Here is a 22,360-nt window from a genome sequence, read left to right as displayed (position 1 = left end):
AAAATCCAGGCAATTTTGGCAGCAGAATAACAAACCTATTGAAATCTGGTCTTTAAAGGTTTTTGAGCAAAAGTTAAACTATATTCATAATAACCCTCTCGAAACTGGTTTTGTAACTAATCCTGTAGATTGGAAATACAGCTCTGCCAGAAATTATGGCGATAACGATCAAACTGTTTTAGAAATTGATATTAATTGACTTTCCTGTGTGTGCACGAGCGAGACGCTCGCGCCAGCAGGGAGGTTCGATAGTCAAAATTAAACATGTTAACCATCATAGATATAATCTACAACCAATATTTGAAAATCATTATACGTATTTTGAAATCCAATAAATTATAAAGAATATGAAGAAAGCGGAAGAATATAATCTACACTTTAGTACTTATGAATTTAATAACACAACAATACCTAGTGTAGGATGCAGTTTAGTAAATGGGTCTAGTAAAAATAATGAAATAGCAAGTTTTTTAGAACCAAATGGAATTCGTTTGACACAGCAAATAATAGATGATATTACCTCTTTAAATTTAGACTTAAATATACCATTTGAGGGTTACAATATTTGGGGAGGAAATCAAGATGAAAGTGTTGAAATAAAGTCCCCTCCCTTTAGAGCTGTTTTCAATACAACTGGAAAACCAGTGGAAGTACCTATTTCAGATTTTTTGCAGATTTTACAAGAATGGAAGGCTTTTTTACAAACTATACCGAATCCAAATTGGCTCTATAACAGATAAAAACCTGATTATACGGATTTTACGTGGATCAGCTTTGAATATTACGAGAATGCAGAACCTCTTTTACCCTCACTACAGTAAGTCAGAATATCTGTTGCAGATACCTCCCGCTGGCGCGAGCGTCCCGCTCGTGAACGCAAAGTTGTCTTGTCCTAAAAATAGATCTACAAAAATAAAACAAAAGAGAAAACCAAATCTCTTAAACTCAAAAAAAATACATTTTAAAAACTCTGGAAACTTAAAATTATAAGTTTCCCTACTCTGCTATTGGCTATATCTAAGTCAATATAAACTTTATTACTTTGTTTTACAGCTCTGTAAAACAAAAACTATTGTGACGCCACTAACACAATTTTTAAACATTCAGATTACTTACAATCATCCAAAACTCACAACTGTTTGTAAGTGTCTTATATATCTGAATGAATTACGGTAATCCCCTATAAGCCCGATTAAAAGCCTATAAATTATTTAAACCCGTAAAAAATTAATTAAAAATGAGTACAAATCACAACAGAATCAGAGTGGCGGACTTAGAAAAAAATCAGCCAAACAAAATTTTAAAAACGAATGAAAATGGAGAATTAGAGTTTAGCGATGCAAACGCATTGCTAACAGATACCGATAATGTAAAACTCTCAGGTAATCAAATAATTAGAGGGGAAAAAGTTTTTTCGAACACAAATGGAAATGCATCTTTAAATGCAACTGTTAGTCTATCTGGTGCATCGGCTACTAATTTCAGTAGTGTAAATGATGGATTTGCATTATATGTGGCAGGTTTTAATAATAAGAAAGAAATAGCAAAAATTATGGCTATTGATGGAAGTGCGACTGTATTGAATTTATATAATCAAAAAAGTGCGACTGGAGATTTTCTAAAAGCTGTTGATGCAAACAATAATACTGTCACAAAAATAGATAAGGATGGTATAGTTACTGCAAAATCCTTTGTTAAAACTGGCGGTACAAATGAGCAATTTTTAATGGCAGACGGATCTGTAAAATCAGGCAACCTCCAAGCCGAAAGTTACAATGCTCTTGACTGCACCACCGAAGGCAAAGCACTCGATGCTAGACAAGGAAAAGTCTTAAAGGATATGATTGATAATAAAACCATAAATTTTGCATCTGATGCAGAAACTCAAATTAACACTGCGATTTCTGAAGATAGTAAAGTAGTTAGCCGCTCTAAGCTTTTCAATTGGTGGCAGTGGGTTAAGTCTCAAGTTACTATAATTACAGGAAATTGGACTTTTAAAGGTGCTTTTAAAGTTGATACAAATCAGGAAATTAATCTAACCTCGTCTACTCAATTTGGAACTTCTAGTTTTCTAAGATTAAATCCTACAAACTCAAATAATCCATATGGAGTTGATTTGCAAACCACTGGAACACTTGCATTTACTGGACAAGGTTTCGATTTCAAAACTGGCGGTTATGGAACTATGTATACAAATCCATATGGTCGATTAGTGATAGATGGTCAGTCCCAAGGACTTACTCTAACTGGAGGAGGCCAAGATATGTCAATTGACGGTTTAACTTATATTAACGGACTCGCATTTTATAACGGTGGCGAAATTGCAACTATTGATACTCTAGCAAATAGCAACTATGCTATCGACGGGCCTTTATCAAGCAATGATTTGGATGCATACTACCCTAGAGCACAAAAAGGCTTTAAATTACATTGTTTAAATATCGCTAGTGGTGCTTTATGTTACGAAAAAACCGATACAGGATATTGGATTGAATATCCTATAAAACAAGTATAATTCAGAAATTTCAACTTGACATTAGTCATTAGATGAATGGATTTCTTTCATTGTAATTTGCAAGGAACTTTGTAATAAAGTTCCTTGCTTTTTCAAAACTCATAAACAAAACTTTTTACTGTTTGACATTGAATTAAAGTTTTATCAAAAAACAGTCAATTCTAAATTTACTCCCCATCCAGTCTCTTTACAACTCTGTAAAGCTCCAGAACATCCATGTTAAACCGCTAAGCAGCTCTTTTTTAAGCTCCAATTTTAGGCTCATCTTTACATTGTCAAAAGAAAAAAGGAGGTTTTAAACCTCTTAAAAACTTTAATCTTTTGAAAAAATCACTAAGCGGATTATTTACTAAAACTGCTTAGAAAAATCTCGAAAAAACTATGCACTTACGCCTCAACGATTGGTTCGATCTAACTACAATTTAATCATTCAGAATACGAACAAAAATTAAAGTCAAAAACAAAATTAGAATATGCCAACTAATCCAATTCCTGCGGTTCCGATTCCTACAGCACGATATTATCCGAGATTGTCCGAGATAATTACTGTAGACGATTTACCAGAATTCTTATCGTTTGTCGAAGATGGTTTGAATTCCATTTTTGATAAAATTCACTACAAAAATTTACAATACTCAAAAGGATATCGTGGAGATTCTGCCTTTTACAGTCTTGACATTGTTTCAAGTACAAAACTGGCGCTACCTCTTCCTTTTGGTCTAGGTTTGGTCCTTAATCCAGATCTAAAAGACAATGACTCTTCTATATCATCATTTCCCATTACATTAGAATATCAGTGGGAAATCTTGGCTTTCTTAAAAACATTCAGCTCAAGCAGTTTCTCTTTTTCTATGGAGGATTTCTATGCCGTGGGGCTTCAGGTTTTCCGCATCAGCGAAGAACAAGTTGTAGCTCATATGATGAATATTTTTGTGGAAGCTCAAGAAGGAAAAACAAAATACGAACAGCTTTTAGAAGACATTAATTCCTTGGCAGAACTCCAAGGCGATCCTACTTTTGAAGAATTAGGTTTTGCTGAAGATGTAGATCAATCTATTGACAGCATTCTTACATTAATCAAAAACAATAGTGCTATTACAAAATCAATTCCGCTATTACTATTTGGAACTTATATCGCTAGAGAGGGTTTTACTTTAGACGAAATCAAGCAAAAATTACAAGATTTCTACAATATTGTAGCTCCAGACGGAATCGAAGCACATATTAAAAGAATCATTACGCCAAAAGCAAAAGCTACCTTAGCTTTAAATGCTGGTATTGAGTTCCCTAGAAACATTTTAAAACCTGTTAACCCCAATGGAACTGATTTTGGCAATGGAACTGAAAAATCGATGTTCGTATTTGCTCAAGCACAATTGTATGCCGATACTGAATCTGGTATTGGCTATCAAGCAGAATTAGGAGGTTCATTAACGCCTCCTAATGCCATGATTGGCAATACAGGTTTACTTCTTCAGTTAGATACTTTAAAAGTTGATTTAAGCAAGAAAACCAATATTCCAGAAGCCGATGCTGATGGACGCCCAAATGATTTCGTTGGAGTTTATGCGCGTGCTGTTTCAGTAACCCTTCCTTCAAAATGGTTTAATGATATTCCTGAAACTCCAGGAAGTACATCTCCAACATTAAAAATTGGTGCATCAGATTTATTAATAGGTACAGGCGGACTCTCTGGAAATATTTATCTAGAGACAGTTCCAAATACAGAGGGTACTTTTAGTTATTTCAGCGATAAATTCAATTTTAATTATCCAATCGCCATGTTCGAAAAGGACGAAAATGGTGTGGCCAATAAAAAAGAAATTACCGATTACTCCTCTTTGCTTGTCTTCCTGCAAGAATTGAACAGTAAAAATTTACCGTACGCTTTTGATTATCCGTTATCGTTAACAACTATTAACGATTCAATCACATATGTTTTTACCGAAGCAAAAGATTATCAAAGCTTTGTAACCGAACTTTACGACAATACACTTTGGAAAACTATTGGCTCTGAGAAAAAAGGTTTTAAAGTAGGTTTCAATAAATTTGATATTACTTTCAAACAAAATAAAGTTGTCAATTCTAACATCAAAGGAGCTTTAGAAATTCCAAAACTTAAAGAAAAAAACGGTACTCCATTAAAAGTTAATCTTGAAGGTCACTTGCAGGATGACGGAGATTTTAACCTTACTGCTTCATTCCCAAAAGATAATAAACCAAAAGCAAATTTATTTGATCTTGTAGATATTGATTTCCATAGTTTCGAACTTGGTAAACAAGATGAAGATTACTATTTAGGAACCTCTTGTTATGTTTCTTTTCCTCAAGATACTTTAATGGGAAGCTTATTAAAAGGAAAAGGATTTGAAGTTGAAAAACTGCGTGTGTATAGCGATGGAAATATTGAAGTTGAAGGAGGATCTATTCCTATTCCAATCAGTCTTTCTGTCAATTTAGGTCCAGTTCAGATGGCAGTTACAAACATCAACTTTGGTTCTACCCAAATTAACGGCCGCAAATATAATTTCTGGGGATTTGATGGTGCAATCAGTATCAATCCGCTTGGAGTTGATGCTCGTGGTGAAGGAGTAAAATACTATTATTCTACAGATGGAGGTCCAAAAGATTCATTCATTAGAATCCAGACTATCGAAGTCGATTTAATTATTCCAGGAACTGCTACCGAATCTTCGGCTATGGCAATTATTCACGGTATGATTTCGCTTCCTGAACCAGGAAAATCGAAAGAATTTATCGGTGAAGTTGGTTTGAAACTTCCAAAAGCAAAAATTTCAGGAAGTGTTGGCATGCGTTTTATGCCCAAATACCCTGCTTTTTTAATTGATGCAAGTATAGAACTACCTGTTCCTATTCCGCTTGGTTTTCTGGCTATTAATGCCTTTAGAGGCTTATTAGGATTTAGATATGTTGCCACCAAACAAGCTGTGGGACTTACAGAAAACAATTCTTGGTATGATTATTATAAACATCCAAAACCAGGAATCAACATTAAAAAATTCAGTGGCCCGCCAGATTCAATGCAGTACAATTCTCCATTCTCTATTGGGGCTGGAGCCACTTTTGGAACAGTTGCCGATGGCGGACATGTATTGTCATTAAGAGCCATGCTTTTATTGTCTCTGCCTACTCTCTTTTATATCGAAGCAGGACTGAATGTTATTTCAGGAAGATTAGGTCTGATTGAAGATGATCCAAGTAATCCGCCGTTTTTTGCGATGGTTGCCTTTGGAGATGATTCATTAGAGTTAGCGGCTGGTGCAGATTTTAGCATTCCTAAAGATGGCGGTCAGATATTCAAACTCACTGCATTATTAGAAGCTGGTTTTTTCTTTAAAAATCAGAAACCTTGGTATGTTAATTTCGGAACAAAAGAAAGACCAATCGAAGCTGATGTTTTAACCTTATTTAAAGCAAAAGCTTTCATCATGCTTTCTGCTCAAGGTATTGAAGCTGGAGCAAGATTAGATTTCAAACTAGAAAAGAGTTTTGGTCCTGCCAAAGTAAAATTATGGGCTTATTTAGAATTAGGTGGAAAAATCTCGTTCAAACGTCCGCAAATGGGAGGTTATATTACTGCAGGCGGAGGAATCCAGATTAAAATTTGGATTGTTAATGTTGAAATCGAGTTAAATACCATATTCTCTGTAGAGTCATTTAAGCCATTCTTAATTTATGCCAGCCTAGAATTGCGCGTTCGTGTAAGGATTGGTTTTGTAAAAGTGAGTAAAAGTTTTACTATTGAATTACAATGGGATCTCAACCGAATTATTGACCGTACACCTTACAGTCCGCTTCCAAAAGGAACTGTAGGCGACGGCTTAGATAATAGAACTTTGGAGAATGTCAAAGGTGTTCATATGTTAACCAATCAGGCTTTTGCTTTAGATTATTTCAAATCTGTGGGAGAAAAAGACTATGATCCAAAAAAGTTTGACATTCATGGAATGCCTAAAGCAGAACTTATTACCAACGTAATCCCTTTAGATACTTATATCGATATTAAAATGGCTAAAGGTTTATTGCCTAATCCAGAATTATCTCAAAAAATAGGAGGTTATACTGCTGAAGCAAAAAACTACACAGACATAATGCCTCCGATAGACAATAACCCTAAATCTTCGCAAAAAATACGTAGGGTTAAACATGAATACGGAATTAAATCAATCAATTTAAAATCATGGAATGGCTCTAATTGGGTAGATTACCATCCTTTTGAAGCTGTTGTAAAAGATACAGAAAGAAGCGACGCGTTAAAGAAATTACCTTGGGCACAATGGCAAAAAGCAATTGACCAATATGATTCTATTCGTGTACTGGCAACAGATCCTTTTTCTTTTTTAAGTGCAGGAGAACCAGGATGGCATATTCCTGAACAATTAGGAATTACACCTTCTCGATTATTCTGTCCATCATCCGAAATTGAGAAACAGCACACTGATTTTCTTAATAAGCAAATTGGTCAGCGCTATTATGTTCCAACGCAATATGAAGCAGATAAAATCAATGGATTGTTTTTTAAATTAAATGGAGAGCTTCCTGAAATTACTGGCAATTATAAAATTGAAGGTGGAGATTTCATGAGTATTACTGCAGATAGAAATCCTCATGGTTATAGTAAATCACTTTCATTTAAGAACGAGAATGAATTAGAAATTATTTTCCCTGAATCGGCTATTGATCCAGTCTTACAGCTTACAACGCAAGCGAAAGAAGTAAAAATTTCTGCTTATACAGCTGTTTTTGAAGATGGCGATAAACTGACATCTTATGTCCCTATTCGCTTTAGCAAAACTAATTCGGGTACTTTTTCGGATGAGCAAACGTATACCAAAGCAGAATTTTTAACTGCGATAACTTTATTTAGCGAAGAAATTGAAGATCAGAAAATAAAGATTGACAAAATTGTAATTAGTCCAGTTTCAGCAAAGGCAAAACGCATTAAAGAAATCAGAAATAAAATGGCTGCTTTATTTGATGAGACTTATGGCGATCTAACTGGAGAAACTGAAATTGCATTGACAGATCCTGCAAAGATTGCAGAATACAATTTGCTTACAACTGAATTGAATAATCTGAAATTGGATGCAGGAAACGACAATGTTAATTCTGGAAATAATCCAAATGCATTGACTTTTACTCACTATTATGGATATAATGGAAGAACTCTGTATGATTTTGATCAGGTAATTAAATTCAATGATTCGTTCGTAATAACATTCCATCCAAAAGAAGATACAAAAACTACAATCCTATTACAAGTTGATTCTGATGGAAGCATCATTAGAGAACGTCTAATTAATGGAATTGTAACTTCTTTACAAATTGTAAAGGGTAATTTATTAGTGACTCAAGCCTTGAATGCAGAACAATGCAAAGGAATTGGAGAAGCTATTATTGATCTTGATCTTATCATTGGATGTCAATCTCCTATTTCTGCAACTGCAATTGTAGAAATGGACGAAGAGTTAAATCCGATTTCTGGAACACAGTATTTAAACACGTATTCTTTAGGTTTCAATAAGATACTTCCGTTAACAAACAATGATTTGCTTTGGGTAAATACATTATCGAATGAAACCCAAATTAGCTGGATTAAAGGAGACGATCGAACTGTTGTTTATCATTCAAAAATAAATGGAGAAGTAACTAAAGTTCTCAAGCAAAATGATACTGAATTCACTTTGATTACGAAGGACAAAAAAATCATTCGTCTGAATATCAACAATACAGCAAAAGTAATTTCTGTAATTGACACAAAAGTTCTTTCTGATACAGCAATTATTGAAATCATCGATGCCATTAGTGTCAATAATAAAACTTGGGTTTCAGTCAAGCTTTCAAATAACAAATTTGGTTTAGTTCAAATTAATGGAAGTACAATCAAGTTGTTGAAAAATGATGCGATTTTTGAATCAAAGGTTTACTTATCTAATAATGTTTTGAACGATAACTCTATTGTTGCTTACAATGAAAATTATCTGTTTGTATTTAGTGAATCACTAGAACTGAAAAGACTCGTTAAACGAGAAAATGAAATTAAAGATACTTCAATTATTAGGGTTCAAAATGAACCATCTGTAAATGAAATTGTAATGCTTTCTGGCAAGCCAAAAGAAAAAGGCGTTTATTTCTCATTGTTTAGTGATGCTTTTGACAATTGTTCTTTATATCCTACTCCAAATGTTTCTGTTACATTGTCTACGACAGCTTTAACAAACGGAAGCATAAGTTTAATTCCGTTAAACACAGTTACTGGATTAGATTTTAGAAGAAGTCTTAAAAACTCAAAAATTATTATTACTGATGCTATTATTTGCTCGAGTCTAGAAAATGCTGAAGATCCAGAACTTGATTACACAACTTACATTCAAAGTGTAGAATGGTTGAGTAAAGAAGATTATTATCATAACAAAACTATTTTGGATATTCCAGCTGTCGCTGAACAGTTTAAAGCAATGAAAGATGCGGTACAAACTACAGTACAACCAATCTGGAGACCCAATACAACATATTGCTTAGATTTTACTTTGACAGATACGGTTGATGACAATAAAAAGAATCCAACTGAATTTAAATATTTCTATGGATTTAAAACACATGGACCTATTGGACATTATCGTGTTAAAGATCCTGTAAGACCAGAAAACCAAGATGCACCTACGAAGAATGAATTGACTGAATTATCTAAATCACCATTAACGTCATTAAGAAGTTATCTAGATTACAATCGTTCTTACCCTAATGCAGATGGAAGTTTGCTACAGTCTAAACCTTCATTCTACGGTACTGACCAATGTAAAATCTCTCTATTCTTTACTAACACATATACTTCTAATATGTTCAAAAAATGGGATAGTTATGATACTGGCAGGCCAGAAATTGATGGTGTATTAAATCTTTATATCAAAGATCCTCAGACTGATGTGCTTATTAAATATCCACCAGAACCGATATTCGAAGAAGAAAAAGAAATTATTTATCCAAAAGCAGAAGAAATAGACAATGAAAGTGAAAGATGGACTGATGATAATGATCCTAGGCTTCCGTTAGGAATTAGAATTGTAAACAATTTCATTAGTGATAATCCTGGAATATGCAGCTTAACTTTAGGAGATCCTTTAAAGCCAAAATCATTAAAATACAAGACAACATTAACCAATTTAAAACCTTCTAAACTATATACGGTTTTAGTTAATAATTATTTTGATGGTGCTCAAATAGGAGTTACAAGCGAAAGTAAAAACATCTTGGTACATCAATTTGGATTCCAAACTTCGCGTTACAAAGATTTCAAAGAACAAATTGAAAGTTATTTTACTGATCAAGAAAAAACTAAAGGAGCTTTATATGATGTAAATGTTAATATGAATCAAGAACGTATTGATGCTTTGCATTATCTAATTGCGCCAAAAGTCTCGAATGCAACCAACTCTTTAAGTGATTCTATGGCAACAAAGTATCAGCATTTATTTGATCGTGCCTTTGAAGGAATCTTAAAATTATCTCCTCTTGATCCGGCTCAAACTACTGAGGTAAATAAAATTATTGATACCAATACAGGAGCAACAATTGCACTTTTAGTCCGTAATCCTGAACCATTTAATATTCCGAAAATGCCTTTAGAAGAAATTCAAGATACTATTTCGGTTTTAGATGAATTAGGAAATGTAAGATCCGATTATAGTGTGTTGCATTCAAAAGATTATTCGCAGGCATTGATTATGAATCCTGATAAAACAATTTTAGAAGTAGAAAAATTGAAAATCAAGTTTAAATACAAAATGTGGAATACCGAAGGAAATGGAACTTCTCCAACTAGTACCCTTGATACACAAATACTACCATTAAACAATATAAATCTTTAAAAAAACAAGAAAAATGAGTTCTATAAATCTTCAAGAAAGCCAACTTTCAGGCTGTGAAACTTATGTTGCAATTGTAGTAGACGAATCGGGTTCTATCAATAGCGATGAAGCACAGCAGATTCGTTCGGGGCTAACTTCATTTATCAATTCTCAGACACAAAGTAAAATCACACTTTCGTTAATCGGAATGTCTAACAGCGATACTGCTGTTAGACTCGATAACGTAATTGAAAAAAGGATTTCAAGCAATAAAGATTCTTTTATAGATTGGATTAATTTATACGGGAATGGCAAAGAAAGCATTCAATCAGATTATTGGGCATCTGGTTTAAATGTGGCTAAAAATCTTCCGGTTGCTCCAGATATCGTTTTTGTAATTACAGACGGTTTGCAGGTTAACAATTCTGATTTCTTAAAAAATCTATTTACTGATTTGAATCTAACTTCAAAAGTTTTTGTGTACGGAGTTACAAGCTCTCCAAACAATACTGAAGAGCTAACAACTCCTCTTACTAACTTTTTGGGAAGAACGCCAGTTGCAAAAGACAGTACATCTTCTGTCTTAGATTCAGATTATGTAAGAGTTCCTGATTTCAGTACTTTAGGAATTGAATTAAACAAACTTGCTTCTGATTTATCTCTTCTACAAATTGGGTGTTTTCCAAGTGTAAGTATAATTGAGAATAATTTAACGTATCCTTCTTTAAAGAAAGGATTTAGAGTTAGTGCATCATGTGGAAATTTAGTTTTAAAAAATAAAAGCCGTGTTCCTTTAACTTTAAGTGCTGGAACAAAAATTCATGACCAAAGAAACTTAAACGGGCTTGTTTTTAAGCTTGCTAATTCGGTTACAATTCTTGGGAAATCAGAAGTCGAAGCACCAATTCGAGTTGACGGAAAACCTTTAGCTCTTGGTTCTTTTTTGGCTCTTGTATCGCTAAACAATGTTTTTAATCCTTTAGGAATCAGTATTAATTTCAATGTTAAGAGAGAATCATCAGTTATCAATATTTCTTCAGACAAAACAAATCTACAGTCAACTTATTTGCAAGTTGGAACGGCTGGCTCAAGAGGAATTGAAAGTACAAAAGGAATTCATCTTCGCTGGATGTTGGCAGGTAGATTAGGAAAAAAACACCTTCCAAAAGGAGATTTATATACTGATTCTAATTCTAATTTAAGCTTCAATAAACCAGATGACTTTGTTAAAGTTTATAGAGCGCCGTATACAAAAATTAGTCAAAACATAGATTTAACCCAAAATCCTAATGTAGTAGATAATAAAAAAGCACTTTGGATTTACAAAATGGCAAATCCGCAAAGATCTGTTTATGTAAATTTCTTAGATCTCAAAAAATACAAAGCCATTAAAGCTAGCTATGATCCGTTGACTAATCCAATTGCTTTTATGCAGGCTTATGGAAATAGTTTGATCGAAATTGAAACCAAAACAGATTTATTTTTTGCTGTAGAATTAGATTTTTCATCTTCAAACAATTCAAAAAGTGTAAAATTAGAAACGCTATCAGTTGCAGAAAACCAAATCATAGCAGATAAAAGAGTTACCAATCGTAAAACCTATACTTCAACACAACTAAACCAGCCTATTCGTTTAGTTGCAGAAAATGGAAGAAGTATTCGATTTAAAGCAAGCAATTGCCTTTTAAAATCAGTTCAACTTGAATTTTATTCTGATTTTATCACCAATACTAATGCTAATGGAGATTGGTTTTTAAAAGGAAAGTACGGATTAAGCACAGATGATTTTACAGTTTTTGAACAGCTTGAGCCAAAATTAAATGCGGTTCATGGAAAATGGCTGAAATTTAACGATGGTGAATATGTAAATATTAAAAATTATAGGGATAAATGGAATAGAATCACTAATGACAACGACATTAGCGACGAAAACATTAAAGAAATTGTCTCTAGATACATCTCTTTAAGCAAGTTATCAGATAATCCGACTGCAGAAGAAGATATTCCGCTTGGAGATAAAGTTCCTGTAAATGAGCCTGGACCTGGAGAAGAACAAAAATATGCTCAAAATTTAACCAGAGTATCTTACTTAGATCTTTTAAATATTGCAGCAAACGATTATCATGTTGCCCGCATGTTAGGTTTAGGCTGTTTAGATATTGATGACGAAGTTTATTCTGGCGAATATGTCTACTTAACAGAATATACTACTTATGGCAGTTTGGAAGAGGGCATTGAAGGAAAAGAAGTGCAGCATCTTTCTATGAGTATTCCAACTTCTATAAACACAGAGCGTATGCCTCTTCCTATTCAGTTAAGTAAAATTGTCCCAGGTTTAAATGTTGATGCGGAAGATAATCTAAATGCTAGAATTACAGATTCTGAAGGCTATAGTTTTGATGGAAAGAAAAGATTTGTAAGCTTATTTATGGATGATGTTATGGACTACGATGTTGTAGAGCCTAACTCAGGCAAAGACTTCTTTAAATCATCTTTAGAATATGACGGAACTGCTTTTACATTTCCAATTTACTTAGGAATCGATCATAAAATTGCTACAGAGCCAACATGGAAAAATCCAGAATTATCGCATGATGTCGAATACAAAAGTGTCAATCAAAATCTGAAAGAATCTAAGTATGAAACTGTTCCTATTATTATTCCTAAATCTGGAAAATCAATTTTAAATGCAATTCAGGAAGAAACCGGAGAAAACATTTATATCTATCAAGGATACGGAATTAATATTTTCTCAAGAGCATCATCTGGGCGTCAAATTAGCATTAAATCGAACATTAAACCAGCTAATAATTTAATGCCTCCAAGTAATATTAATGCACTTCTTGTTACCGAAGAAAAACCATTGACGTTTACCTCTTTGTCTGAACAAGAATTATTAGGCAAGATTACCGGAAGTGACAAAACATTGGTTAGAATTATGTTTGACTACTATTCGGCTCAAGAACTTTTAAGTTATTCTGTTCCTAAAGAAATCTCCGTTGAGGATGCTGAGAAAAAGAAAGACACAATTTTTCCTGATAGCGAGGAAATATTTGCTGATCATTTTAAACTGTATTACAAAGACGGACTTCCAGAAGTTGAATATGGCCAAATTGAAAGCATTGATAACAATTCAGTAAATAATCTGACTTCGATTGTTAAAATAAGAGAATACAAGATTATCAGTAGTGGTCAAGAAGTAAAAATTGGTTTAAACAACACCAACAAAACCAGATTTAATGGAGGAATATTAACCATTGGAGACGAAAACTTTTTAATTCAAAACATTCAAGTTCAACTTAAAAAAGATGATAAAAATAATGATGTTTTTGATTATGCTTTGGTTGAAGTATTAAAAAAGGAAGTAACCGACAGGCTTCATGCTGATGGTGATGCAACGATAGATTCTGACCAAATTAAAAACATCCAAATTCCTGAGAACAAATTATGTACACTGGTGCAAAACATGCAGACAGTTGATAATTGGCATCAGCCACAAAGTGATTTTAAAGTTCAATATCCTACTAATTTAAATAATATTCATCGAGAAGTTATTGAACGCAAAAACGAGAATGGAAACAACTTACAATTAGAAAAAACAAGAGGAGTTTGGAAAGATGCTATAATTGAAAGGCATTTTGAAGTTTCTTACGAAATGGATGATAAGGGAGCTTATAAATTGAATCTAGAAGGTGATCCAATTAAATTAGATGACAAAAAACATTTAGGATTATACAAAATCATTTTCAAAAACTTTAGTTTAGAACAGCATCCACAATTCAAATCAGAAAATGGAAATTCTGTTGAATGGTCTAATGGAATTGTGCGATTATTTAGAAAAAGCGCTATACAGCCAGGAAATCCTGTTCCAGTACAATCAAGGAAAGAGTTTAAAGTTTATAAAGCAGAAAACATTGGTACAACAGGAAATTTAGTTTTATACATTGATGATCCTGATTTTAAACTTGGTGATTATGCTTTGCAAACCATGGATGAAAATTACGATGAAATTTTAGGTGCTGTAGATGGTCCACGCGAAGAAAATGAAGCGCCAAGCTATACAGCTGGAACTGTTTCACAAAGTGTAAATTATTATCCAAGTTACAAAGTTTACCTATACGCAGATCCTGTTTCTGGAATCACAGAGCAAAATATTCAGCCACGAGAAAATGAAAGTACACACTATTCTATTTTCGGAATTAGCACACATTCAAAAACAGAGATTGGCTATAAATCAAAGATTAGTATCCCTAGTCCTATGTATGCTGTCCGCGTTGAGAAACCCAAAAAACCGAAAGAAATTATTGGAGGCAGTTTGTATGCAACTCGTCCTGATTTTTACAATCGTTCTTCGTACACTTTTACAACCAAATATGAAAAAAATCGTAAACCCTATGGCTTATTACATTACAGGGCCAATGATGAAGATTTTCTTAACATTTTATACGAACCTGAAACAGTAAGTGTAATTCGCGAACAATTAAACAAATTGGGCGGAAATGATGAAATTGATTTTAACGAAAGATGGAGCGACTTTTTAGACTTTAATAATCTTGCCGAGACAGGACATTATAAAATTTTACCTGAGAATGATACTGCAGAAAACTATCAGTTTCCATTGCCTGACAACCAAGAATTCATAAAACTGATTAATGATTTTATTGAATGGCATAATGCAACACAAGGCGTTACAGAACCAACAATAACTAAAATTACATCACTAAATCAAGTTCTAATTTCGCAACAAGTTGAAAAACCAATGTTAGCAGTTTATTTTGTTGAACAAGCCATTCAAGCCGCTTTTGTTCCTTTAACTGAAGTACCTGTTGTATACGATTATATTAAAGGGAATAATTATGTTCCCGTTAATAAAAAACAAACTATTAAAGATAAAAACGGAAATGCTTTAAAACCAACTGATGCCGATTTTGACATTGCACCAATGATGAAAATCATTAACGAAAATGATAACCAAGTGCAATTCACCGATTTTAATTTGGATGGAAACTCACAAAACATTTATTTCTATGCAGTTCGAGAAATGGATATCAAAATGAATTTTGGAGAATTCAGCGACCTTATGGGACCTGTAAAACTGGTGGCTTCTACACCACCTAAAACACCTGAAATTAAAAGAATTATGCCAATTCTTGGAAATCAAGTTCTAGGAATTAAGCCTGCTGTTCAGATCGAATTAAATGCTTATTCGTCACAATCTAAAATCAAAAAAATAAATGTTTACCGTGCCGAAACCATGTTTGAAGCGCAGTCAACAAGAACAATGAAACTGGTTAAAGAAATTGAGATTGATGAAGATACTTTATCTGCCGATTTTGAAAATGTGTGGACCATTTATGATGATTTTGAAGATTTAGAACATACCCCTTTTGGTGATGCTCTTTTTTACAGAATTACAGTTTCAAAACAAATTGAATATGCAGATTCAGAATCGCCAACAGACAATCCTGATATAAAAATTGATTATGCGCCATCTCAGCCCTCAAAAATTACGGCAACAACAATTGTAGATACTGTTTCGCCTGAGTCTCCAACATTAAAAGCCTCAGGAATTGCTACAGGAACTAATGGAGCGATTTTAAAACCTATCGTTTTCAACTGGAAAAAAACAGTTTATAATGGCAAATATCATTTATACAAAATGAATAATCAGGGTAACTGGGAAAAAATTCATGAGATTTCTACAAATCTAGAAGAAGTCATTCTGCCTTTACTGGAGACAAAACCAAAAACTGATGAATTGATTATTAAAGATGAAAACGGTAAAAGAGTGTATCATCATTTTAAAATAATCTCTGAAAATTCGTCTGGAATGTTGAGCAATGACGAAAAAATCCTAACTCTTTAAAAACTGACAATACCAATGACACAATTTCATTGGTATTGACTTCAGGTCTTATACAAACATTTAAAAGCAAGAAATAAAACTAAATAAAATGGCAACAAGTAGAAATGACTTTCACAACAAATTCAATAACGGAGATGTTCCTACACACCTTGACTTTGTTGAAATTTTTGACAATTTCGTTCATAAAGACGATGACAAGGCTAATTTTCAAATGGTCGAAACAGGAACAGATAATGAGCATTATATCACACCAGCGCTTTTAAAAGCAGCTTTTCAAAATGCTGGAATCATTGCTGGCAATTGTTATGTACCAATCAAAAATTTTCAAGATGGTTTTACTGGATTATCAATTCAGCTAGATCCAGCACCTATTGCAGACAGCGCTAAAGTATATAAAAATGGTCAATTATTAAAAGAGATTGAAGATTACAATGTAAACAATGACAGTGGTGTAATCACTTTTTCAGCTCCAATCAGCAATCGAAATATTGAAGTAAATTATTGGGCCAAAAATGCAGATACAGAATCAAGTGATCCTAACACTGACCCGATTCTTGGAAGTTTATCTGTACCGTTCAAAGAAAATTTTGACGAGGATACCTTCAATAATGATAAAATTACTCTAACAGAACTTCCTATCAAAGATAGTGTTCGAATCTACAAAAATGGTCAGTTGCTTAGAGAAGGAACAGGCAAAGATTATGTTGTAAACTATAATAGCGGGATTATTACATTTTCTGCCGTAGTAAGTAATCGTAATATAGAAGTTGATTACTGGTATAAAAGCACTGTCACTTTATCGGATTTAGAACTAAACTCTAAATATGTTGACTTAACAACACCACAGACCATTGGCGGGAATAAAAATTTTGCAGAAACAATTGAAGCCAAAGGTTTTATTAAATCGGGCGGAACTTCTAATCAGTTTTTAATGGCAGACGGTTCTGTTTCAACTTCTCCAGGTTCTGATTATGATGCTGGACATTTTATTAGTACGCTTTCTTCTGGAGGCTACCAAAAATTTAGTAACGGATTAATTCTTCAGTGGGCTTATTTAATCAACAATACAAATACTTATACTTTTCCCTTAACCTGGCCAAACAAAGCTTTAAGCGTTACGGTCTCTACTGTAAGAACATCTTCTGGAAGTAGAGGAACCAATCACGTTGCCAATATTACAAGTACAAATTACTATGCAGTTATTGATGGTACTTATGGTTACATGTTCGCAATTGGGTATTAATTAAAATTAAAAAAAATAAAAATTATGTATAAAGCAACATATAACGAAAACGGAGAATACACAGGTTTTTATGTCGAAGGAATTCATGAAAATATTCCAGAACCAAATATTGAATTAACTGAAGAAGAATGGCAACAAGCATTGTCAAAAAATTATAAAGTAATTGCAGGCAAACATTGCCATTCTCCTTTTGTTCAAAATAAAGAAGAGCTTTTAGCAAACTTAAGAACCACTAGAAATGCACTTTTAATGGATAGTGATTGGACTCAAGTAAAAGATTCACCGCTTTCTGAAGAGAAAAAAACGGCATGGAAAAATTATAGACAAAAACTAAGAGATTTAACTGATTTAGAAGACCCAACTATTGTTGTTTGGCCAACACTTCCTTTATAATTCACCTTTCTTTTTATGGTTTTGAAAAAACTTAAAAAATCAATGTTCTTACTAAAATAAATTATGGAAGAAAATATAACATACAAGCCTTTTGCTTATATAGATCAATATAATCCCGCAGAAGGAGCAACGGTTTATTATAATACCGAAAAGACCTCAACCGTAAAAAAGAATGATTGTCTCTACGGAACATCTGGAAATCTAGTTACTTTAATTGCTCCTGCCAATAAATTTATTTCGACAGAAAGCGTTGCAGATGCAAACCTGCAAGCTCAATCTTGGTTAGATGCAAATGCACAAGCTTATGCTAATAATACCGGAATTTGCACTATTAGAGCTACAGCATGGAGAGGAGAAAACCCTTCTTGTGTATTAGAACCATCTACTACTATGTTACCTTTTGATTATATGATAATTAGATACAAGTGGGCCTTAGGTGCTGGTCGTGATTTGGATACTTTTACCGGATTTGTCAGTACTGGAACTGAATGGGATAGTAAATACATGGGATTTGGTCATGGACATGGAAATGAATTACCAAATAATAGCACAGCAATGCAATCCTATATTATGTATGCTGGTGACAATAGAAAAGATAATGGAGTCGAAGCCTGTTTAATCAATTTCGACAAACTTCTCTCAGACTACACTACTTTAAAATCAGTTCCCGTTAGGATGGCTACAGCTTGGTTTGGAGAAATCGGAACAGGTAATATCGATATCGAAATTACAACATACTCTGGAGGAATAATGCAAAAGGTTGATGCAGACTATGATTTTATCAATATCGGAGGTTCGCAAGTACAACAACTTACCTTTTCTAAAAACGTTCCTAAACCACCTTCATGGATAAATGATATTGATCAAGTAACAAATATTGGATACATAACTTACGATAAAAACACTTCTACAGCGAAGGTTGCAATAACTTATTAAAATATGGAAAATACAGGATATAAATCTTTTGAAACATTAGAAAGATACTATACAGATGATGGTACTTCAACGGGAGAAACTAAACCCAATATAGTTACAGATCCAGATTATATTGCTCCTTTTCTAGATACAACAACTTGTCCACCAGGCTCAAGATTTTATAATACCGCACAGACTAAAACTATAACTAGAAATAATTGTGGTTCTGGATATTCGGGTAGTGATGCCACACTTACAGCCTATCCCAATCAGTTTGTTTCAAATGAAAGTGTAGTAGATGCAAATAACCAAGCAATTGCTTGGTTAGAGGCTAATGCTCAGATATATGCCAATAATGTGGGCACATGTACTGCAACAATTTTAGACACTATTCCTCCAACTGCTCCAACAGGATTGAGATGCTATTCTTCAGATGAAAATCATCTAACCTTAGAATGGAATGCATCAACAGATAATGTTGGTGTGGTGCGATACGAAGTTTTTAGAAGAATAAACAATGGCACTTACGGAACTGATCCATATTACGGAACTCCAAACATTACTGGTGTTTTTTATGCCACAATAGATGAAACATATTATTTTAAAGTAAGAGCCAAAGATGCAGCTGGTAATTATTCTCCGTTTAGTTCTGAAATTTCTGGTTCCGTATAAACTTCATATTAGAAATATCAAAGACATAATTTTTGGCTACAGACAAAAAGGTCTATGTGATACATAGACCTTAAAAATCATTAATTAAATACCACAAAAATGAGCACAAATCACAACAGAATAAAAGTGGCTGATTTAGAAACAAATCAACCAGATAAAATTTTAAGCACAAACTCCAGCGGCGAGCTGGAGTTTCGTGATATTAACAGCATCAAAACCGATAGCTATAATGGATTAGACTACAGCGAAGAAGGAAAAGCTCTGGACGCTAGACAGGGAAAAGTTTTAAAGGGCTTGATAGACAATATTAAAGACACTCTCAAAACTTATTTTGACACCATCTACTTAGGAATTTCTAACGATCAAAATGTTTTGGGAATTAAAACATTTCTTAATGGTAAATTAGGCTTAAGAAATGCTGCAAATACTTTTACCTCTTTTTTTGCAAATTCTAATACTGCTTCGAGAACTTATACTCTACAAAATAGAAACGGAACTTTGTTAGACAATACTGATTTATCAACTATCAATTCTTCATTAGCGACCAAACAATCTGTTTTTACAGGAATTACAAATTATATTCCTAAGTCTTTAAGTGCAACAACATTAGGTTCTAGCAGATTAATCGATAATGGTATTTCTTTTGGAATAGGAACATCTAAAATCCCAACTAAGGATATTACATTAGGAAATCAATCAACAAAAGAAATTGGTATAGAGCAAAGCACAAACCAAAGTTCAGGTGCAGATTTAACTATTTCAGCTGGAAGAACAATTAATTATGGAATTGATAACGATTTTGTCTCTTTAAATAATCCAAAAGCTACAAATTATGGGATGGCAGTAGATTTACATGGCAACTTATATTTCGTGGGAAATCAAATATGGATCAGATACTTTGACACAAGTACATTTGTAAATGTTGGATTACTAGGTACTCAAGCTGCCCATGGAGGAATTTGTTTTACTCCATCTGGCACATCTTATATTGGTTCTTCAAACGGAAATGTATATCGCCGACTCGTTGGAGAATCTACATATTCAGTTTTCGCATCTAATTTAGGAGATATCAGAGGCTTAGCTTGTGCACCAAATGGAGATGTTTATTTGGCGAATAGAACCCAAATATACAAAATGGCCTCTGGGACCGATGTTTTTTTATCCTGTAATCAAACCATAAGGTCATGGTGGGGATTATGTGTTTCTCCAAACGGAGATGTTTATTGTTGTGAGGATTGGGGTAATGTATATATACAAATTAATGGAAGTACAACATTTGTTCCAGTAGCTTCTGGAAATTTCCGATCAATGTGCGCTTCTCCAAATGGTGATATTTATGGAGCAACAGAGTTTGGACTAATATACAAGAGGACTTCTGGTTCTGGACCATTCATTCTTCAAAATGCTCCTACCGGCGGATGGAGAGCAATGGCTGCCGATGCTAAGGGAAATATATATGCAGGTCTTAGCAATGGCGAGATATACGTTCAAATAAATGATAATCTAGGAGCACCTGATTTACATGGAGGAGCTCTTAATTTTAAGGCAGGCAGTGGTAAAGGAATAGGTCAATCAAGAATTAATTTTATTACAGGCCAAAAAACAACTTCAGGAACTGATATGCAAATTGAAACGGTTAGAGCATATATAGATGAAAATGGATATATGATTTGGGCAAAAATGCCTACATATCCAGATAATGCTTCAGCAATTGCAGGAGGCCTTCCAATTGGGTGCGAATACAAGACTTCTAATGGAGACCGCAAAATAGTTTATTAAAAAAGTATAAAAATGAACACAAATTACAACAGAATAAAAGTATCTGATTTAGAGACAAATCAGCCAAATAAAACTTTAGTTACCAATGAAAAAGGCGAATTAACTTTTAATGAAATACCTGAAAAAACCTTTAAAACAATCAATGGAGAATCAATTTTAGGAAGTGGAAATATCGACTTATCAAACAAACAAGATATTTCCAATCAAATTAATGTAACATTACCAGCCACTGTTCAAGATACGTGGCATGGCAAAACAGTTAAATTTACTGGTACAGGAACATTAACAATACCTAATTCGTTTATTAACTCAGGAATGTGTTTTGAAGGAATTACAAAAGCTGGCACATCATTAAACTGGTCTATTACTGCTCCAAAAACATTTGAATTTGGAACACCTCCTACAGTAACTGAAAAACAGATATTCACATTTATGCAAAATGAGGGCCAGCATTCAATAATGATTTTAGGATTATAATTATGGGATTACGAAAAACAATATTTGGAAGAGTAAAATCAAAACCTAATACTTTTATAGGAGGTATTGCAGGGACAATAAACACGCCTGCATTGTTGGCCGCAAAAATAGGTGTATCTACTAGCCAAATTAAAGACTTTAAAGTGATTGGTAATGATATTCAATTTAAAATAAACATAATTTATCAAATACCATCTAATGCTTTTAGTGGAAATACAAGTATTACGTATTTTAACGATTCAGAAGGATATATAAAGTCATTAGGAACAAGAGCTTTCTATAACTGCACTTCCCTATTGGATTTTACTGCGGACAGTCTAGAATCGATAGCCGACTCGGCTTTCTACAATTGCACATCCATAACAGGCTATAGCTTTCCTAAGGTTACGGCTATTGACAGCCAGTCAAATATTTCGCTTGGCACATTCAGGAACAATACCTCTCTGCTGACCTTCCATGCTCCGCTGCTTACCAGCATGACAGGAACAGGAAAATGCTTTGAGGGCGCAAGCAAAATGACAGCATTCTATGCTCCAAATTTAGCAGGTAACATTCCTGGAGCAAGCTTTAATCAATGCGCAGCATTAAATGAATTTACAGTCGGTCCAATTACAAGCATAGGCGGAGGA

The 22,360-nt window shown here is 33.6% G+C and carries 11 protein-coding genes and 1 pseudogene; all 12 read left to right on the top strand.

The annotated features are described in order from the left end of the window. Window positions 1–199: pseudogene (locus JC605_RS23725) on the top strand (transposase); the annotation flags it as partial. A 148-nt stretch (window positions 200–347) separates the two neighbouring features. Then, window positions 348–740 carry a hypothetical protein gene (locus JC605_RS13615; RefSeq protein WP_198856724.1) on the top strand — a complete coding sequence of 131 codons (393 nt, stop codon included), beginning with the start codon at window positions 348–350 and terminating at the stop codon, window positions 738–740. A gap of 497 nt (window positions 741–1,237) precedes the next feature. Continuing rightward, on the top strand, window positions 1,238–2,518 hold the full coding sequence (locus tag JC605_RS13610) for a hypothetical protein (RefSeq protein WP_198856723.1): 1,281 nt from the start codon (window positions 1,238–1,240) through the stop codon (window positions 2,516–2,518). Between the two features lie 473 nt (window positions 2,519–2,991). Beyond that, the gene (locus JC605_RS13605; RefSeq protein ID WP_198856722.1) at window positions 2,992–10,407 is read left to right on the top strand and encodes a hypothetical protein; all 7,416 of its coding nucleotides are present in this window, start codon (window positions 2,992–2,994) and stop codon (window positions 10,405–10,407) included. A 13-nt stretch (window positions 10,408–10,420) separates the two neighbouring features. After that, window positions 10,421–16,252: a hypothetical protein gene (locus tag JC605_RS13600; RefSeq protein ID WP_198856721.1), complete on the top strand. Its 5,832-nt coding sequence runs from the start codon at window positions 10,421–10,423 to the stop codon at window positions 16,250–16,252. 88 nt (window positions 16,253–16,340) lie between these two features. After that, a complete protein-coding gene (locus JC605_RS13595) occupies window positions 16,341–17,495 on the top strand; it encodes a hypothetical protein (RefSeq protein WP_198856720.1) in 1,155 nt (384 codons plus the stop codon). Between the two features lie 24 nt (window positions 17,496–17,519). After that, window positions 17,520–17,888, top strand: coding sequence for a tail fiber assembly protein (locus tag JC605_RS13590; protein WP_198856719.1), 369 nt, complete (start codon window positions 17,520–17,522; stop codon window positions 17,886–17,888). Window positions 17,889–17,951: 63 nt separating this feature from the next. After that, window positions 17,952–18,824, top strand: coding sequence for a DUF5977 domain-containing protein (locus JC605_RS13585; RefSeq protein WP_198856718.1), 873 nt, complete (start codon window positions 17,952–17,954; stop codon window positions 18,822–18,824). Between the two features lie 3 nt (window positions 18,825–18,827). Next, the gene (locus JC605_RS13580) at window positions 18,828–19,475 is read left to right on the top strand and encodes a DUF5977 domain-containing protein (protein WP_198856717.1); all 648 of its coding nucleotides are present in this window, start codon (window positions 18,828–18,830) and stop codon (window positions 19,473–19,475) included. A 99-nt stretch (window positions 19,476–19,574) separates the two neighbouring features. Continuing rightward, window positions 19,575–21,254 (top strand): hypothetical protein, encoded by a 1,680-nt coding sequence (locus tag JC605_RS13575; RefSeq protein WP_198856716.1) that lies wholly within the window; start codon window positions 19,575–19,577, stop codon window positions 21,252–21,254. Window positions 21,255–21,266: 12 nt separating this feature from the next. Next, window positions 21,267–21,731 (top strand): hypothetical protein, encoded by a 465-nt coding sequence (locus tag JC605_RS13570; protein ID WP_198856715.1) that lies wholly within the window; start codon window positions 21,267–21,269, stop codon window positions 21,729–21,731. A gap of 2 nt (window positions 21,732–21,733) precedes the next feature. Next, window positions 21,734–22,360: leucine-rich repeat protein (locus tag JC605_RS13565; protein ID WP_198856714.1), on the top strand; the 627-nt coding region annotated here is incomplete at its 3' end.

The sequence above is a fragment of the Flavobacterium sp. IB48 genome (assembly GCF_016405855.1).
GTDB lineage: Bacteria > Bacteroidota > Bacteroidia > Flavobacteriales > Flavobacteriaceae > Flavobacterium > Flavobacterium ginsengisoli.
The sequence above is the reverse complement of the archived record's forward strand: the minus strand, read 5'-3'. Positions and strand labels throughout refer to the sequence as shown.

Excerpts from the sequence above, each read along its gene's own strand:
- JC605_RS13615 (WP_198856724.1), top strand. The coding sequence starts at position 348 with ATGAAGAAAGCGGAAGAATATAATCTACACTTTAGTACTTATGAATTT.
- JC605_RS13610 (WP_198856723.1), top strand. The coding sequence starts at position 1,238 with ATGAGTACAAATCACAACAGAATCAGAGTGGCGGACTTAGAAAAAAAT.
- JC605_RS13605 (WP_198856722.1), top strand. The coding sequence starts at position 2,992 with ATGCCAACTAATCCAATTCCTGCGGTTCCGATTCCTACAGCACGATAT.
- JC605_RS13600 (WP_198856721.1), top strand. The coding sequence starts at position 10,421 with ATGAGTTCTATAAATCTTCAAGAAAGCCAACTTTCAGGCTGTGAAACT.
- JC605_RS13595 (WP_198856720.1), top strand. The coding sequence starts at position 16,341 with ATGGCAACAAGTAGAAATGACTTTCACAACAAATTCAATAACGGAGAT.
- JC605_RS13590 (WP_198856719.1), top strand. The coding sequence starts at position 17,520 with ATGTATAAAGCAACATATAACGAAAACGGAGAATACACAGGTTTTTAT.
- JC605_RS13585 (WP_198856718.1), top strand. The coding sequence starts at position 17,952 with ATGGAAGAAAATATAACATACAAGCCTTTTGCTTATATAGATCAATAT.
- JC605_RS13580 (WP_198856717.1), top strand. The coding sequence starts at position 18,828 with ATGGAAAATACAGGATATAAATCTTTTGAAACATTAGAAAGATACTAT.
- JC605_RS13575 (WP_198856716.1), top strand. The coding sequence starts at position 19,575 with ATGAGCACAAATCACAACAGAATAAAAGTGGCTGATTTAGAAACAAAT.
- JC605_RS13570 (WP_198856715.1), top strand. The coding sequence starts at position 21,267 with ATGAACACAAATTACAACAGAATAAAAGTATCTGATTTAGAGACAAAT.